Source organism: Achromobacter sp. 1012554356, assembly GCF_059760815.1.
Window position 1 is genome coordinate 62316 of the sequence record NZ_JCBANC010000004.1, and the last position, 16547, is coordinate 78862.

Annotated in this window: 14 protein-coding genes; 12 read left to right on the top strand and 2 right to left on the bottom strand. The window is 65.9% G+C overall.

Features of this window, described 5'->3' with window-relative positions:
• The first annotated feature begins 50 nt into the window (after positions 1-50).
• The 3 genes from AC6LJW_RS02925 to AC6LJW_RS02935 are packed head-to-tail and all read left to right on the top strand — an operon-like array spanning position 51 to position 3221.
• Positions 51-590 (top strand): VOC family protein, encoded by a 540-nt coding sequence (locus tag AC6LJW_RS02925; RefSeq protein WP_498086472.1) that lies wholly within the window; start codon positions 51-53, stop codon positions 588-590.
• 25 nt (positions 591-615) lie between these two features.
• On the top strand, positions 616-1893 hold the full coding sequence (locus AC6LJW_RS02930) for a ribulose-bisphosphate carboxylase large subunit family protein (protein WP_498086473.1): 1278 nt from the start codon (positions 616-618) through the stop codon (positions 1891-1893).
• Entirely contained in the window at positions 1890-3221 is a 1332-nt protein-coding gene (locus AC6LJW_RS02935; RefSeq protein WP_498086474.1) for a four-carbon acid sugar kinase family protein, read from the top strand. The genes AC6LJW_RS02930 and AC6LJW_RS02935 overlap by 4 nt, the downstream gene beginning before the upstream one ends.
• 14 nt (positions 3222-3235) lie before the next feature.
• Here AC6LJW_RS02935 and AC6LJW_RS02940 read toward each other — a convergent pair whose 3' ends face one another.
• Complete coding sequence (locus tag AC6LJW_RS02940; RefSeq protein WP_498086475.1) at positions 3236-5617, bottom strand: DNA internalization-related competence protein ComEC/Rec2; 2382 nt, start codon at positions 5615-5617, stop codon at positions 3236-3238.
• Between the two features lie 209 nt (positions 5618-5826).
• Between AC6LJW_RS02940 and AC6LJW_RS02945 the strand changes: the two genes are divergently transcribed.
• The 6 genes from AC6LJW_RS02945 to AC6LJW_RS02970 all read left to right on the top strand — a co-directional run bounded on the left by AC6LJW_RS02945 (position 5827) and on the right by AC6LJW_RS02970 (position 12027).
• Positions 5827-6750, top strand: a complete 924-nt coding sequence (locus AC6LJW_RS02945; RefSeq protein WP_427987243.1) for a LysR substrate-binding domain-containing protein — start codon at positions 5827-5829, stop codon at positions 6748-6750.
• Positions 6751-6903: 153 nt separating this feature from the next.
• A complete protein-coding gene (locus AC6LJW_RS02950) occupies positions 6904-7881 on the top strand; it encodes a Bug family tripartite tricarboxylate transporter substrate binding protein (RefSeq protein ID WP_498086476.1) in 978 nt (325 codons plus the stop codon).
• 49 nt (positions 7882-7930) lie between these two features.
• Positions 7931-9220: a M28 family peptidase gene (locus AC6LJW_RS02955; protein WP_498086477.1), complete on the top strand. Its 1290-nt coding sequence runs from the start codon at positions 7931-7933 to the stop codon at positions 9218-9220.
• A gap of 111 nt (positions 9221-9331) precedes the next feature.
• Positions 9332-9781: a PA2169 family four-helix-bundle protein gene (locus tag AC6LJW_RS02960; protein WP_056562302.1), complete on the top strand. Its 450-nt coding sequence runs from the start codon at positions 9332-9334 to the stop codon at positions 9779-9781.
• 223 nt (positions 9782-10004) lie between these two features.
• Entirely contained in the window at positions 10005-11042 is a 1038-nt protein-coding gene (locus tag AC6LJW_RS02965; RefSeq protein ID WP_056562305.1) for a uroporphyrinogen decarboxylase family protein, read from the top strand.
• A gap of 28 nt (positions 11043-11070) precedes the next feature.
• Entirely contained in the window at positions 11071-12027 is a 957-nt protein-coding gene (locus AC6LJW_RS02970) for a Bug family tripartite tricarboxylate transporter substrate binding protein (RefSeq protein WP_498086478.1), read from the top strand.
• Positions 12028-12093: 66 nt separating this feature from the next.
• On the opposite strand, the gene AC6LJW_RS02975 is transcribed toward AC6LJW_RS02970, so the two are convergent.
• On the bottom strand, positions 12094-12729 hold the full coding sequence (locus tag AC6LJW_RS02975; protein WP_056562311.1) for a glycoside hydrolase family 19 protein: 636 nt from the start codon (positions 12727-12729) through the stop codon (positions 12094-12096).
• A 193-nt stretch (positions 12730-12922) separates the two neighbouring features.
• On the opposite strand from AC6LJW_RS02975, the gene AC6LJW_RS02980 reads away from it, so the two are divergent.
• The 3 genes from AC6LJW_RS02980 to AC6LJW_RS02990 all read left to right on the top strand — a co-directional run bounded on the left by AC6LJW_RS02980 (position 12923) and on the right by AC6LJW_RS02990 (position 16542).
• On the top strand, positions 12923-13402 hold the full coding sequence (locus AC6LJW_RS02980) for a DUF2846 domain-containing protein (RefSeq protein WP_498086479.1): 480 nt from the start codon (positions 12923-12925) through the stop codon (positions 13400-13402).
• 129 nt (positions 13403-13531) lie between these two features.
• Positions 13532-14347, top strand: a complete 816-nt coding sequence (gene thiM / locus AC6LJW_RS02985; protein ID WP_056562314.1) for a hydroxyethylthiazole kinase — start codon at positions 13532-13534, stop codon at positions 14345-14347.
• Between the two features lie 74 nt (positions 14348-14421).
• Positions 14422-16542 carry a 5'-nucleotidase C-terminal domain-containing protein gene (locus tag AC6LJW_RS02990; protein WP_498086480.1) on the top strand — a complete coding sequence of 707 codons (2121 nt, stop codon included), beginning with the start codon at positions 14422-14424 and terminating at the stop codon, positions 16540-16542.
• The last annotated feature ends 5 nt before the right edge of the window (positions 16543-16547 follow it).

Sequence of the window (16547 nt, forward strand, 5' to 3'; positions counted from 1 at the left end):
CGGGCCGCGCCCTTCCCGTCTCTCAGCCACCCTTCTTAAAAAGATCCAACATGAGTCGTTTCCTGGGCGAGATCCGCCAACTCGGTTATGTCGTGCACGACATCGAAGCCGCCATGGACTACTGGAGCACCAAGCTCGGCGTGGGCCCCTGGTACTACAACCCGCACGTGCCCATCGTCAATTACCAATACGATGGCGAACGCCACGAGCCGCACAACTCCGTCGCCCTGGCCAACTCCGGCTATGTGCAGGTCGAACTGATCCAGACCCGCAACGACGTGCCCTCCATGTACCGCGACTTCCTGCAAGCCGGCCGCACCGGCCTGCAACACGTCGCCTACTGGACCGAAAGCTACGACGCCGACCTCGAGCGCCTGCTGGCGCAGGGCTTCAAGCCCAAGATGAGCGGTGAAGTCGGCGAGAAAGGCCGCTTCATCTACTTCGACACCGAATACCACCCCGGCACCGTCATCGAGCTCTCCGAAGTGGCCGGCCCCAAGGGCCGCCTCTTCGACCTGATCCGCGAAAGCTCGGTGAACTGGGACGGCAAGGACCCGGTCCGCGCCTTCCCCGACCTGAGCCGCCTCTGATACGCCCCTGCCGCACACCGCCACCATGAATTCCCAATCGTTTACCGCCACCTACCTGATTGAAACCCCCGTCGACCCCGCCAAGGTTGCGGAGGTCATGGCCGGCGAGCAGTCCTGCGGCACGTTCACGCGCGTTCAGGGCGAAACGGACGAGCTGCGCGCCCGCGCACGCGCCCGCATCGAATCCATCGAAACGCTGGAAACGGTCGGCACGCCCAGCCTGCCCAACGCCTACCTCGCGCGCCAGCCGGGCGGCATGCCCGCCAAGTTCCAGCGCGCGCGGATTCGCATCGCGTTTCCCGTCGCCAACGTGGGCGCCAACCTGCCCACGCTGGCCGCCACCGTCGGCGGCAATCTGTACGACCTGGGCGAAGTCACCGGCCTGCGGCTCGAAAGCATGGAGCTGCCCGCCAACTACCGCGCCCAGTTCGACCTGCCGCAAGTCGGCATCGCCGGCACACGCGCACTGACCGGCGTGGACAAGGGCCCGCTGGTCGGCACCATCATCAAGCCCAACGTCGGCCTCTCGCCCGAACAGACCGCGCATCTGGTGGCGCAGCTGTGCGCGGCCGGCGTGGACTTCATCAAGGACGATGAGGTGTGCGCCAACCCGGCCCACGCCCCGCTCGCCCAGCGCGTGGCCGCGGTCATGGCCGTCGTGCGCGCGCACCGCGAACGCACCGGCCGCAACGTGATGGTCGCGTTCAACATTACCGACGAGACCGACGCCATGCGCCGCCACGCCGACCTGATTGAACGTGAGCGCGGCACCTGCGTCATGGCCAGCCTGAACTGGTGCGGCTACTCGGCCATCCAGACCCTGCGGCGCAGCACGCCGCTGGCGCTGCACGGTCACCGCAATGGCTTCGGCGCGCTGTCGCGCCATCCGCTGCTGGGCATGGGCTTTCAGGCGTACCAGACGCTGTGGCGGCTGGCCGGCGTGGACCACATGCACGTGCATGGGTTGCAAGGCAAGTTCTCGCAGGAGGACAGCGAAGTCGTGGATTCGGCCCGCGATTGCCTCGCGTCGCTGACGCCGGGGATCGACGACGCCGTCATGCCTGCTTTCTCGTCTGGTCAATGGGCCGGGACGGTGCCTGCCACGTGGGCCGCCGTGCGCAGCGACGATCTGCTGTTCATGTCCGGCGGCGGCATCCTGGCGCACCCGGACGGTCCTGCGGCGGGTGTGCAGAGCATCCGGCAAGCGTGGCACGCCGTGCGCGACAACCAGCGCCTGGAAGACTACGCCCGCAACGCGCCCGAACTGCAGCGCGCGCTGGAATTTTTTGGAAGCCGCGCATGATTGGCGGCACCGCGCCGCAGGTCTGTTGGTATGGCGACGACTTCACCGGCGCCACTGACACGTTGGCCGAGGTCGCCCGGGCGGGCCTGCGCAGCCTGCTGTTTTTAGGCGTGCCGTCTTCTGCGCAACTGGAGCGTGCCGGCCCGCTGGACGCCATCGGCATCGCCGGCGCCGCGCGTGGCATGACGCCTGCGGAGATGGAGCCCGAACTGGACGCCGTGGGCCGGTTCATGGCAAGCACCGGTGCACGCGTGCTGCACTACAAATGCTGTTCCACCTTCGACAGCGCGCCGCATGTTGGCAGCATCGGCGCCGCCGTCCGCACGCTGCGGCGCCACCTGCCCAATCCGCTGGTGCCCATCGTCGGCGGACAGCCCAGCATCGGGCGCTATTGCAGCTTCTCCCAACTCTTTGCGCGCGCGGGCGCCGCGCCGGAGATCCACCGCATCGACCGCCATCCGGTCATGAGCGTGCATCCGGTTACGCCGATGCACGAGGCCGACCTGCGGCTGCACCTTCACGCGCAGGGGCTCTCCAGCATCCACGCCGTGCCGCACATTGCCTATCCGCCGGCCGCCGACAAGCCCGCGCTCGACGCGTGGATCGACCACGTGATCGATACCATCGACGGTCCCCTTCTGCTGGACCTGGTGGATGAATCGCAGCTAGCCATCATCGGCCGTCTGATCCGCCGCGCGGCGGCGCGCGCGCCGCTCCTGGCCGTGGGGCCGAGCAGCGTGCAGCAGGCGCTGGCCCGCGCCACCACGCCCGCCCCCGGACACGGCACGCAAGCGGCGCCCCTGGGCCTCGCAGACGGACCCGTGCTGGTGGTGGCGGGCAGCCTGTCGCCGGTCACCGCGCGGCAGATCGCTGCCTGCGAGCATTACGTCCGGCAGCCGCTGCAGGTCGATCGGCTGCGAACGGATGCCGCCTACGCGGCCGAGCAGGCGCAATTCGCGGCCGCCACGCTGGCCCGGGGCCGCAACGTGCTCGCGCACACGGACAAGCCGCCCGGCCCGGTGAGTGCGCAAGACACCGCCGCCACCGCCCGCGCCACCGGCCGCCTCGTGGCGGACATCGTGCACGCCAGCGGTCAGGCCGGCAGGCGCCTGGCGCGCATCGGCATCGCCGGCGGCGACACCTCCAGCCAGGCCACGCTGGCGCTGGGGTTGTGGGGGTTGGCATTCAGATGCGTGCTGGCGCCGGGCGTCACCGTCAGCGTCGCCCGCAGCGACGATCCCCTGACCGACGGCATCGAGCTGATGCTCAAGGGCGGGCAGATGGGCGGGGACCGGTTGTTTGATCAGTTGGCCACAGGGAACGGCTGAGACGCCTGCGGTCGTTAGCGACCATGCCAATACCGTCCCGCTCGCTCCCGCTGTGCCCACACTTCCAACCCATCGGGTCCCGATTCCGCCCTCACCGCGCCGTCCCGATCGCTGCGCCAGAACTTGCCCCCCGCGCGCATCCAACGCAGTTCCACCGCCCGCGCCGGATGCTTGAACCGATTCAGGTGTCCCGCCTGCGCAATGACGTGCTTGGCCTGCGCTGCCGCCACCAGTTCACGGCTGGACGATGAAGACGAACCGTGATGCGGCGCCAGGACGACGTCAGCATCCGCCAGCCCCAGCGCGACCAGCGCCCTCTCTTGTGCCACGCCCACATCTCCGGTCAACAACAGGGAATGGTCCTTACCCTCCACACGAAGCACGCAACTATCAGCATTGCGGTCATCCGCCTTGCCACTGCGTTCCGAAGGCCCCGGATGCAGGAAAGTGAACACCACCCCATCCGCCTCCCACCGCCCTCCCCGTTCGCACCGCTCCATCTCATCAGGCAAGACCGGCTGCGCATTGCCCACGTCCGGCCACATGCGGGCGTCCCGCCGCACGTAGGCCGGCAGATCGAACGACGTATAACTTCGCCGCACCGGCACCGCCGCCAGCACCGCGCGCGTGCCGCCGACATGATCCATATCGGCATGCGACAGCACCAACACATCCAGCCGTCCGATCCCCCGCGACTGCAAGAATGGCGCGACGACGCGTTCGCCCGCGTCGCTGCCGCCGTAGCTGCGCGGCCCGGCATCGAACAGCAACGATTGGCTGGCCGTTTCCACCAGGATCGCGCTGCCCTGTCCCACGTCCATCGCGCTCATGCGCCAATAGCCGGGTTCCGGCTTGTCCGGCCGCCAGAACAGCAATGGCAGCATGCAGGCCCATCCCAGATGACGCCCCGGCCAGCCGCGCGCCTGCAGCGCCCACGCCATGCCCGCGACCGCCAACAGCAGCCACATCCAGCCGGCCGCCGCAACCGGCACGCTGGCCCAGCTTGCGTTGCCCACCCATGCCACCGGCACCATGGTGAGGTCGAAGGTGCCCAGCCCTGCCTGCCCCGCCCACGCCGCCAACGTCTCCGCCCCGGGCAGGCAGGACAGCGCCGCGCACAGCAGCGCCAGCGGCGTCACGATGAACGTCACGACCGGTATCGCCACCGCATTCGCCAAAGGCGAGCCCAACGAGACTTGATGCACCAGAAAAGCCAGCAACGGCATCAGCCCCACGGTCACCATCCATTGCACGCGCACCGCCTGCCCCAGCCGCGCCGCGCAGCGCGCGCGCCAACCGGCATCGATATCAATCGGCGCGGCGGCAATACGCAACAGCACCGCCACCGCGCCGAACGACAACCAGAAGCCGGCGGACACAGGCGCCCACGGGTCCAGCGCCACGACGGCAGCCGCCGCGCACGCCAGGACGCGGCCGCCCGACAACGGCAACCTCGACAACGCCGCCGCCAGCACCACCAACAACATGAAGAACGTGCGGCGCGCAGGCACGCCCCAGCCGGCAAGCAGGCAGTACAGCAGCGCGACCATCGCGGCTACCGCCCCGCCCGCGATACGCGCGGGAACACGCTCAGCCAGTCCCACGCCGCGCCAGCGCAATCGTCGCCATAGCGCCGAGGCGAGCAGACCGCCAATGCCCGCGATCGACGTCACGTGCATCCCGCTGATCGACACCAGATGCGTAATGCCGCTGCGGTTGAAGATCCGCCAGTCGTCGCGCGACACACCGGCCTGGTCCCCGATCGCCAACGCAATCAACACCGGTGCATAGCGATGCTCGCCCAGCGCAGCACGCATGCCTTCGCGCACGTGGTGCCGCGCGCGTTCAATCGCGATGCCAGGCGACGCCCATGGCCGGTCGTCCAGCAGCACGGGTTGTCCGCGCACGGTTCCCGTCGCGCGAATACCTTGGGCAAACATGCGCCCCTCCGTATCCGGCCCTGCGGGATTGAGCAGGCCATGCGGTCTGCGCAACACCAAAGCCATGCGCCACACCTGACCGGGCAGCACCAGCGGCACGGTCTGATTGGCGCCGGCCCCGGCCTGCCACGTGACCTGGATATGCGAGGGAATACCGGGGCGCGCGGGCGAATCAAGCTCCGCCAGGAACCGCAGCCGGTTCGCGTCGCCATCGGGCAATCCCACCACACGCAACACCAGCCGCGAGACCTGATCCTGGTGCTCGTCGGCCAGCGTGTCGTCCAGGCGGTGCTGGGCTTGCAGGGCCGCGTTGAAAAGCCCGGCGCAGGATCCCAGCGCCAAGGCGGCAAGCACACGCAAGCAAGGATGCCGAACGAGCGCCCATGCGGCGCAGAAAGCCGCGCCGGCGGCAACGAGCAGCCACAGCACAAACGCACCGGGCAAGCACGGCGACATCTGCACCAGCCCCGCACCGGCCACGAACGCGAGGCAGAATGATCGGCCCGTAATCGCCTTCTCCTGAAAAGAGAAAGCGTAGGACGCCACACAATCGGCGGACGAGCCAGTGAACGGATTGATCCACCTCGGCTAACCGCCATTGTCCGGGCGCGCGAAGTACAGTAGCGCCAAATCAGCCCAAACCCGTCACCCGCTTACCGCCCCGTATGAAAGGCACCCGCAACTCCCTATCCTCCCTGCGCATCTTCCTGACCGCCGCCGAAACCCTGAATTTCAGCCGCGCCGGCGAAGCGCTGAACCTGACCCAAAGCGCGGTCAGCAAACACGTTGCAGCGCTGGAGGACAGATTAGGCACGGCCCTCTTCAAACGCATGCCCGCCGGCTTGCGGCTGACCTACGCCGGCGCCCTGTATCTGGAACGCATCAGCGCCGCGGTGCGCCTCATCGACGAAGCCGACGCGCTGGTCGCCAATCCCGCCTCGCGCGTTGCCCTGAATGTGGCGGTATCGCCGTCCTTTGCGCAGTTTTTCCTGCTGCCCAGGTTGTCCGAGTTCTTCGAACTGCACCCCGAGATCCGCGTCAACATCCGTCCTCGCCTGCTGCATGCGCGCGACCGCTCGGAACGGTTCGACGCGGAGATCCAGCTCCATACAGGCTATGTGTCCGGCATGAGCGCTCAGTATCTCTGCGGCCGTGAGATGACGCTGGTCGCGGCGCCGTCTCTGCTGGAACGCCATCCCGTGAAGTCGGTGGATGACATCGCCCAATTGCCGCTCCTTAAGCGTGCCCAGCGCGGTTACGGCTGGGACGAATGGCGAGCCGACGTCGCTCCGCTGTGGTCCGGCCCTGCCGCCACCGCGCCAGAGTACGAAGGCTTTTCCATTCTGCTGCCTGCCGTGCTGAACGGATTGGGTGCGGGCATCATGCCGTTGTGCATGGTGCTGGACCATTTGGAATCCGGACAGTTGGTGCGGCCGTTCAAAGAGACGGTGGAAGGCCGTTATGGCTATCACCTGATGCAGCCTCGGCCCAACGTCGGCGGGCCGTACAGTCAGGCGTTTTGCGACTGGGTCATCGCCCAAGGCCAGGCGCTGAATATTCGAACGCGTCGCTACGCGGGAATGGCGTAAAGACCAGCGCAACCGGCCAGTCAACCTTCTCGCACCCGAAAGGGCGCGTTATAGGTATTCCAATTCGGAATATCCCATGCGCATACTTCCTTTGCCCGTGGAAAATGCAGCCGCCACAATGACGTGAATTATTCATGGATCACCATAAAAATCATGTTCAAGTGGAAAAAACTGCTGGCCGCCGTCGCCATCCCCACGGCCCTGGCCGCCGCACAAACAGCGTCCGCCGCCTATCCCGATAAACCCGTCAAGATTGTCGTGCCGTACTCGGCGGGAGGCAGCTCGGATGTGGTCGCCCGCGCCATCAGCGACCAATTGAGCGCGCAGCTGGGCCAGTCCGTCGTTGTTGAAAACCGCGCCGGCGCAGGCTCGATGCTGGGAACCGCCTATGTGGCCACCGAAGCGCCCGATGGCTATACGCTGCTGCTGGCCGACGTGCCCTTCACCATCGTGCCGGCGCTGTACAAGGACCGCGTGAAGTACGACGCCAAAAAGGACTTTGCGCCGATCACGCTGCTGGGCCTGTCGCCCATGTACCTGTTCGTGAATCCCGGGTTCGAGGCGCAGGACGTCCCGGCGCTGGTGAAGACCGCCGCCGGCAAGCCGGACACCGTCTCCATCGGCTCGGGCGGCAACGGCTCGCTGACCCATCTGATGGCCGAGCTGTTCATGCAGAACACCAAGACCAAGCTCGCGCACATCCCCTACAAGGGCGCATCCGCATCCGTCAATGACCTGGCTGGCCGTCAAATCGATACCAGCTTCACCACCATGGCCTCGGCCGTTGCCCTGTTCCAGAGCGGCAAGATCAAGCCGATCGCCGTGTCCTCGCCCGCACGCCAGGCCGACACGCCGAATGTGCCGACGTTTCAGGAACTCGGCTATCCGGGATTGACGGTGCAAAGCTGGTGGGGACTCGTCGCGCCGGCCGGAACGCCTGAGCCCGTGCGCCAGAAGCTGTCGGAAGCCATGGCCAAGGTCATGCAGTCCGATCCCGTCAAGCAACGGCTGGCGAGTGTCGGCATGAATCTTCCGCCGGATACCAGCGCCAACGCGCTGAACGCGTTGCTGGCGCAGGACTTTGCGCGCTGGGCCGACCTGGTGCAACGCGCCAACATCACCTTCGAATAACAACGTTGCAGCGCCGCGCGGCACGCGCGCGGCGCCGGAGACATCCACAATGACGACACCCTGGCAACAGGCGGCCGCTGACGACGCGGCCCTGATGAGCGATTTTCAGACCATTTGCCGCTTTGGCGGACGGCTGTCCGGCTCCGGGCAGGACGAGGCGGCCATGGACTGGGCGCTGGACCGTCTTCGCGAAATCGGGTCCGACGTGCGGCGCGTGCCGGTGCCCTACGACGGGTGGCGCTGCCTCTCCAGCAATCTGACCCTGCTGGGCGACACGCCCATGGCGTTGGAATGCGTTCCCCTGCTGCGCTCCGCGTCTACTGACGGCGAGGGGCTGGAAGGCGTGATCCTGGATCTGGGCGCGGGCCGGCCGGAAGACTTTGAACGTGCCGGCGAATCCGTGCGCGGAAAAGTCGTGCTCGTGCGCCATGAGTACCCGTTCTCGCAAACGCACGTGCACCGCCGCCGCAAGTACGACATGGCGGTGGCGCAAGGGGCGGCCGCCTTCCTCATCGCCAATCCGCTGCCCGGCGCCGGCCCCTTGTCCGGTTCCTCTGGCCGTCCCCGTGACGGTGCGGGTATCCCCGCGGCGTACATCGGCCACGAAGCGGCATTGGCGTTGACGGCAGCCGCTGACGCGCGCGTGCGCTTGCATATCCGGGGAGAAGAATTGCGGGATTCGATGGCCTGCGCCGGAGTTCTGGACTTGCCTGGCGGCCGGGAAAGCCGGATCGTGATCAGCGCCCACATGGACGGCCATGATCTGGGCCAAAGCGCGCTGGACAATGCCACGGGCGTTGCCGTCGCGCTGGCTGCGGCCCGGCTGCTCGCCAAGCACTTGGGTCCGGACACCCCGGGCCTGCGCATCTGCTTCTTCACAGCCGAGGAATGGGCGCTGGCCGGGTCGGCCCGCTATCTGGCCGACATGCCCACTGCAGAACGCCAGCGCCTGAAGCTCGACATCAATCTGGACACGGTGGCAGGTGACGACACCCTTTGCGCGCTGATCAGCGATTATCCGGCGCTGGCGGGCGTGGTCGACGACACGGCCGCGCGCGCGGGCGTGCCGGTGTCGCACTGGCTGCCCTTCATGCCGAACTCCGATCACGCCAACTTCGCCAGGCATGGCATCCCCGCCCTGCGGCTGGTGGCCGGCTTCGAGAAACCCGATTCGCGCGTGCGCCATATCCTGTCGCGCGGCGACGTGCCGGACATCATTCTGGAAGACGAAATGCGCAATGCCCTGGCGGTCACGTGCGCGATGGCATCGCTGGCGCTGGAAATGACGGATCAGGCGCTGGATGCACTGAAAGCCGGCTCGAACTGCCCGCGCGTCTGACGCGTAAAAGACAATCACCCAGGCCATTGCCCAGCCAGGCACGCCACTTGCTGAGTCTCCAATTCTCAGGCGGCCCACGCCGCCTGTTCCTTCCAAACCAAGGAGACCAACATGGCCGAACATGTAATCAAGGTGCTGAACAATCTGATCGAAACGTCGAAGAACGGCGAAAAGGGCTTTGCCGCGGCGGCTGAAGACGCGAAGGCGCCCGAGATGCAGGAACTGTTTCGCAACCGTTCGCGCGACTGCGCAGCCGGCGCCACGGAGTTGCAGACCCTGGTGACGCAACTGGGCGGCGAGCCCGAGGACAGCGGCACGGTGGCCGGCGCCATGCATCGTGGCTGGACGAACATCAAGGCGGCGGTATCCAGCCGCACCGACCTGACGCTGCTCGAGGAATGCGAGAAAGGCGAGGACGTGGCCAAGGCGGACTACGAAAAGGCGCTCAAGGAAACGCTGCCTGACAACGTGCGCGCAGTTGTCGAGCGCCAGTATCAAGGCGTGCTGCGCAACCACGACCAGATCCGCGATCTGCGTAACCGCTACCGCGCGTCGACGTAAGCACGTCAAGCTGCAATACGCGTTGTATTGAAACCGCCCGCCCGCCGCACCATGCGCCGGGCGGGCGTTGTGTTGCAGTGGCCTTCGAATGCGCAAAAGTACGGTGTCAAAAATTCCCCGGCGCATAACGTGAATTTTCTTCAATCTGCCCGCAAACCCAATTCACGCTATATCGCCTATAAACCCGGGTCCGCTTTTTACGCCTTTTCCGTCCGGAGTCCGCATGTCCATCCTGTTGCCCACCACGCTCGTCGGTTCATATGCCCAGCCCGACTGGCTGATTGATCGCAAGCGTCTTGGCGATCGCTTTCCGCCGCGGGTGCGCGCCAAGGAACTGTGGCGCGTCGCGCCGGAGTGGCTGGAGCAGGCGCAGGACGACGCCACGCTGCTCGCGATCCGCGACCAGGAAAACGCGGGCATCGACATCATCACGGACGGGGAAGTTCGCCGTGAAAGCTATTCCAATCGCTTTGCCACGGCGCTCGAAGGTGTTGATCTCGACAACCCGGGCGAGGCCCTGGACCGCAGCGGCCACCCCAATCCCGTGCCGCGCGTCGTGGGCAAGATCCGCCGCAAGCACGCCGTGCAGGTGCGCGACGTGCAATTCCTGCGCGTGAACACGGACCGCCAGATCAAGATCACGGTGCCGGGCCCCTTCACCATGGCGCAGCAGGCCCAGAACGATTTCTACAAGTCGGAGGCCGAAATGGCCTACGACTATGCGCAAGCCGTCAACGAAGAGATCCGTGACCTGTTCGCCGCCGGCGCCGACGTGGTGCAGATCGACGAGCCCTACATGCAGGCGCGCCCCGAGAAGGCCCGTGAGTACGGCGTCGAGGTGCTGAACCGCGCCCTCGAAGGCGTGACGGGCCGCACCGCGGTGCACATCTGCTTCGGCTACGCCGCCGTGATCCACGCGCGTCCGAACGGCTACTCGTTCCTGCCCGAGTTGTGCGGGTGCTCGGCGCACCAGATCTCGATCGAGACCGCGCAATCGAATCTGGACTGCACCGTGCTGGACAGCCTGTCCAACAAGGAAATCATGCTGGGCGTGCTGGACCTGTCCACCAATGAGATCGAGCATCCCGAGGTGGTCGCTGCCCGCATCCGCCGTGCGTTGCCGCACGTGTCGCCCGAGCGCCTGATCATCGCGCCCGATTGCGGCCTGAAGTATCTGCCGCGCGACGTGGCCTACGGCAAGATGAAGGCCATGGTCGAAGGCGCCGCGATCGTGCGCGCCGAACTGGCCGAACGCGCCTGACCGCCCGCCGCTGCCCCAGGTGACCTCCATGTTGCGCAAACTGATCGCCCTTTCGTTCTCGCTGCTCGCGCCGCTGGCTGCCGCGCAGGATTTTCCGACGCACCCAATCACGATCGTGGTGCCGGTGCCGCCGGGCGGCATCGTGGATCTGGCCGCGCGCCTGGCGGGCGAGCCGCTTGCCACCGGCCTGGGCCAGCCCACCGTCATCGACAACCGCGCGGGCGCCAGCGGCAACATTGCGTATGGCGTCGTGGCGGGCGCGCGTCCCGACGGCTATACGCTCCTGGCCTCTTATTCGATGTACCACGCGGGCAATCCGTCGATGTTCACCGGCTTGCGCTGGAGCGCCGAGTCGTTCAAACCGGTCGGCATGATCGCCGTGTCTCCGCACGTGGTGACGGTGCATCCGTCGCTGCCGGTGCACAACCTGAAGGAACTGGTCGCCTACGCCAAGGCGCATCCGGGCGAAATCAACTACGCCTCGCAGGGCAGCGGTTCCGTGCCGCATGTGGGCACGGAACTCTTCAAGCAGATGACGGGGACCGATATGGTTCACGTGCCGTACAAGGGTTCCGGCCCGGCCATCCAGGACGTGCTGTCCGGCCGCGTGCAGCTCTTCGTGACCACGCCGCCGTCGGTGATCGGCCACGTGCAGATGGGCAAGTTGCGCGCGATTGCCATCGCCGGGGCGGCGCGCCATCCGATGATTCCGGACGTGCCGACCGCCGCCGAACAGGGCTACCCCGGGTTCGAGCTGGACGCGTGGGTATCGCTGTTCGCGCCGGCAGGCACGCCCGACGCCGTGGTGCGGAAGATCAGCGCCGCGCTGGAGGCGGGACTGAAGAAGCCCGAGCTCATCAAGACCGCCAATGAAGCGGGCGTGCGGGCGAACTACCAGAATCCCGAGGAACTGGGCCGCACCGTCGCGCAGGATACGGCGCATTGGTCGCAGGTGATCAAGTCGGCCAATATCACGGTGAATTGAGACGCCGCCTGCCTGCATGGCCATCAGGGCGCCGGCGCGGGATGCGGCCGGCGCGCGGCTGCGCCTTTATCGCATCAGTTCGGCATAGACCTGCTTGAACAAGGCGAAGCGCTCTTTCAGCCCCACCAACCCGCCATTTATCCGCCGCGTGATCCTGGCGAAATCCTCCAGGTCATCGTCATGCGTGCGGTCGTCCGCCAGCTCGTTCAGCCCGCGCGACTGCCAATACCACCCGGCGCTCAGCGCAGCCCATTTCGGGTCGGACAGTAATTCGGGCGTCTCAAGCAAATTGACGCCCATGGCGTCGCCAGCCGAGTCGTAATTGCTGCGCCCGGTCAGCTGGATGATGCCGCGTCCGCGATACCGGAATCCGTCGTTGCTTTGCGCATCACCATTACCCATCCGGTTCGCATAAACCAGATTTGCAAGTCCTTGCGGATTGTTCACATACGGCATGGCCGACGCCTCATTGGGAAATCGCTTTGGCCACACCTTGGTCAACCGCGAGGCCGTCGAGTAATTGAGGTTTTCCTCGATCCGGTTGTATTGGCCGGATTCATAGCCCGTCTGCGCCAGAAAGCTTGCGATGCGATCCGGAGTTTCGATTTCGTATTTCTGAAATGCGGGCGCCAACGCATCGGCCCACACGGCGGGCGTTTTGCAGCTGGGAAATATACGTTGGATTTGTTCGGCACTCAGCATGGAGGCACCTCTTTTGCTGGCGGGGCCAATGATTGTGATCCAGCCCGCACAACCGCCAATACCTCAAATTGAGTATGCGCCCGCGCAGCATTTGCGGCGTGGCGGAGCCATGGACGATTCAATCAAGTTGTGACACACTCAGATATTTTTGGATACGTTCTAACTTTTCCATTAACAACTGACACCCACGACCATGAATCGATCGACCAAGAATAAGCTGAAACTGGCAGTTGCCTGCGCCGCCGTCCTGGCAGCGACGGGATGCGCGAATGTTCCGCTGGCTTCGCAAGAAAACAACCAGAAGGCCAAAACGTTTGCGGCGCCGGACGAAGGTAAATCCGGCTTGTACGTGTATCGGGACAGCTTCGTGGGCAAGGCGTTGAAGAAAGACGTGTATATCGATGGAAACTGCCTGGGCGAAACCGCCGACAGAGTCTTCTTCTATACCCAGGTCCAGGGCGACCAGCAGCACAAGGTGTCGACGGAATCCGAGTTTTCTCCGAACGATCTGCTGCTGACCATGCAAGCCGGAAAGAATTATTTTGTCCGCCAGTTCATCAAGATGGGCGTATTTGTGGGCGGCGCCGGCGTTGAAGAGGTGTCCGAAGAAGAAGGCAAGCGGGTAATCTCCAAACCCGAAGTGAAGCTGGCCGCCGAAGGCCAGTGCGGCTGATCATTCGCGCATTCCGCCGCAGGGCCCAAGCACGGGTCGGCGGCGGGAACTTGACACCTCTGCGCCCCCCCGGGAACATACGGCACCGATCCGGGGAGCTTCGCGTCCCCGGCCCAAACCCCGCCCGGCATGACGCATTCCGACATCACTTCCCTCGCCCAACAATCCCAGGACCTCCTCGCCGCTGTCCGCCGTGACGCGCCGTTGGTGCAGTGCCTGACCAATTTCGTCTCCATGAATTACGCGGCCAACGCGGTGCTTGCGATCGGCGCGTCCCCCGCCATGGTGCACGCCGAAGAAGAGGCGCCGGAGTTCGCGCGCTTTGCCGGTGCGGTGGTCGTCAACATCGGCACGTTATCGTCGCCCTGGCTGCGCAGCATGCTGCTGACCGCGCAAGCCGCGGCAGAAGCCGGCACGCCCTGGGTCCTGGATCCGGTGGCGCATCACGCCACCGCTTTTCGCCGCGACGCCATCCAGCGGCTGCTGGACCTTGAACCGGCCATCATCCGGGGCAACGCATCGGAGATCATCGCCTTGGCCGGCGGCCACAGCGCCGGCAAAGGCGTGGACGCCCGCGACGCCGTGGCGCAGGCCGAGCAGTCTGCCCACGACATCGCCGCGCGCCGCAAGACCGTGGTAGCCGTCACCGGCGAGGTCGATTACGTCACGGACGGCACCCGCGCCGTGCGCATTGCGGGCGGTTCGCCGCTGATGCCACGCGTGACCGCCACCGGCTGCGCGCTTAGCGCGGTGGTCGGCGCCTTTGCCGCCGTGTCGAAAAACGATGCGTATGCCGCGGCCGTGGCCGCCCTGTCCTGCTTCGGCATCGCGGGCCAGCACGCGGCGGAGCATGCCGACGGGCCCGGCTCGTTCGCGTGGCGATTCCTGGACGCGTTGGCGGCGCTGGACGCGGATTGCCTGACCCGCGAGTCCCCGCTGCGTTGATTTGCCCCCGTGCATGTCACGGGTAGGTCACACACCGTCCCCAAAATTCTTTCCTTCAACACGGAGGAAAGACGGTGAAGCCACACGTACGCAAGATCTTTGCAGTGACCGCCAGCTTTGCGCTGGTGGCCGGCCTGTCCGCCTGCGGCGGCGATGACGATGACGATGACACCGCCGCGCCCGAGACCCCGCCGCAGGCCAGCGTGCCGCAAGGCACCACGCTGGACGTTGCGATTCTCGGCACCACGGACCTGCACGCCAATGTGCTGGGCTACGACTACTACAAGCTTGCCGAAGACAAGAGCTACGGCATGGACCGCACGGCCACGCTGATCGCCAATGCGCGCAAGCAGTATCCGAACACGCTGCTGCTCGACAACGGCGACACCGTGCAAGGCACGGCACTGTCGGACTACCAGGCGCTGGTGTCGCCGGTGCAGTGTTCCGACATGATCGCGATCTACAAACAGATGAAGCTGCTGTCGTACGACGCGGCCACGATGGGCAACCACGAGTTCAACTACGGCCTGCCCTATCTGTCGCAGATCACCAACGTGGATTTCGGGCTGGCCGGCATCGGCAAGGGCACGGCGCAGACCAACCCCGCGGGCGCCAAGGATTGCGCGGCCCCGGCGTTCCCGTTCGTGTCGGCCAACGTCGTGTCGGCAGCCTCCAAGCAGCCGATCTTCAAGCCTTATGTCCTGCTTGAAAAAACCTTCACGGCCACGGACAGCACGGGCAAGTCCATCGACGTACCGCTCAAGGTAGGCGTGATCGGTTTTGCGCCGCCGCCCATCATGCAATGGGACAAGGCGAATCTGGAAGGCCACGTGGAAGTCACCGGCTGGAAGGAAACCGCGGCGCGCTACGTGCCCGAAATGAGGGCGGCGGGCGCGGACCTGGTCGTGGCGCTGGCGCACGGCGGCATCGACCTGGCCACGGCCTATAGCCCGGACATGGAAAACGGCGCGGGCTATCTGAGCCAGGTGCCGGGCATCGACGCGCTCATCACGGGCCACCAGCATCTGCTCTTTCCCGACACCAATGCCAAATCGCAGTTCGCCGGGCAGCCGGGCGTCGAACTGGAAAAGGGTTTGATCAATGGCGTACCGACCGTGCAGGCCGGCCAATGGGGCAACAACCTCGGCCAGATCACTTTGACGCTGTCGTATGACCAGGGCTGGAAGGTGCAGAAGGAGGCGACGCAGGTGCAGCGCATCTCCACGCGCCTGACCGCGCAAAGCGGCTCGACGCCGGCAACCTATGTGGCGCCGGACGCGGCCGCGCAGCAACTGGTGCAGGCCGAGCACGCCGCGACGATCGACTACGTCAAGACGCCGATCGGCCAGAGCCAGTTCGACATGGCCACGTACTACGCGCTGGCGGGCGACGTGTCCGCGCTGCAGATCGTGAACATGGCGCAGATCGATTACCTGACGGATTACATCGCCAAGAACGGCCCGTCGTACGCGGGCCTGCCGATCCTGTCGGCCGCCGCGCCCTTCAAGGGCGGGCGCAACGGTCCGGGCGACTTCACCTATGTGAAGCAAGGCAACGTCGCCATCAACAACGCGGCCGACCTGTATCTGTACCCCAACACGCTGCAAGTCGTGCGGGTCAGCGGCGACATCGTGCGCCAGTGGCTGGAAAAGACGGCCGAGCAGTTCAAGCAGATCGACCCCGCGCAGGTCGCGCCGCAGGATCTGATCGACACCGGCTTTCCGACGTTCAACTTCGACGTGCTGTATGCGGCCGGCAATGCGCTGCAGTATGAAATCGACGTGACCAAGCCAAAGGGCTCGCGCATCACGGCGCTGACGTACAACGGCGCGCCGCTGGACCTGACCGCGCAATTCCTGGTGGTGACCAACAACTACCGCGCCAGCGGCGGCGGCGACTTCCCCGGTCTGGCCGGCGGCAAGGGCGACATCGTGCTGCAGGCTCCGGACGCCAGCCGCGACGTGTTGATCAGCTATATCAAGAAGAACCCCACGCTCGACCTGGCCACGTTCGGCCTGGATCGCAGCTGGCGTTTCGCGCAGGTCAGTTCGCTGGCCGGACCGGTGGTGTTTTCGTCGGTGCCGGGCACGCTGGCGATGGCCACGGCCCACGACGTGACCAACGTCTCGGTGTTTGACGCCACGCCCGATCCGGTGACGCAGCTGTCGCGTTACGCGATCGATCTGACCCAGTAAGCGGT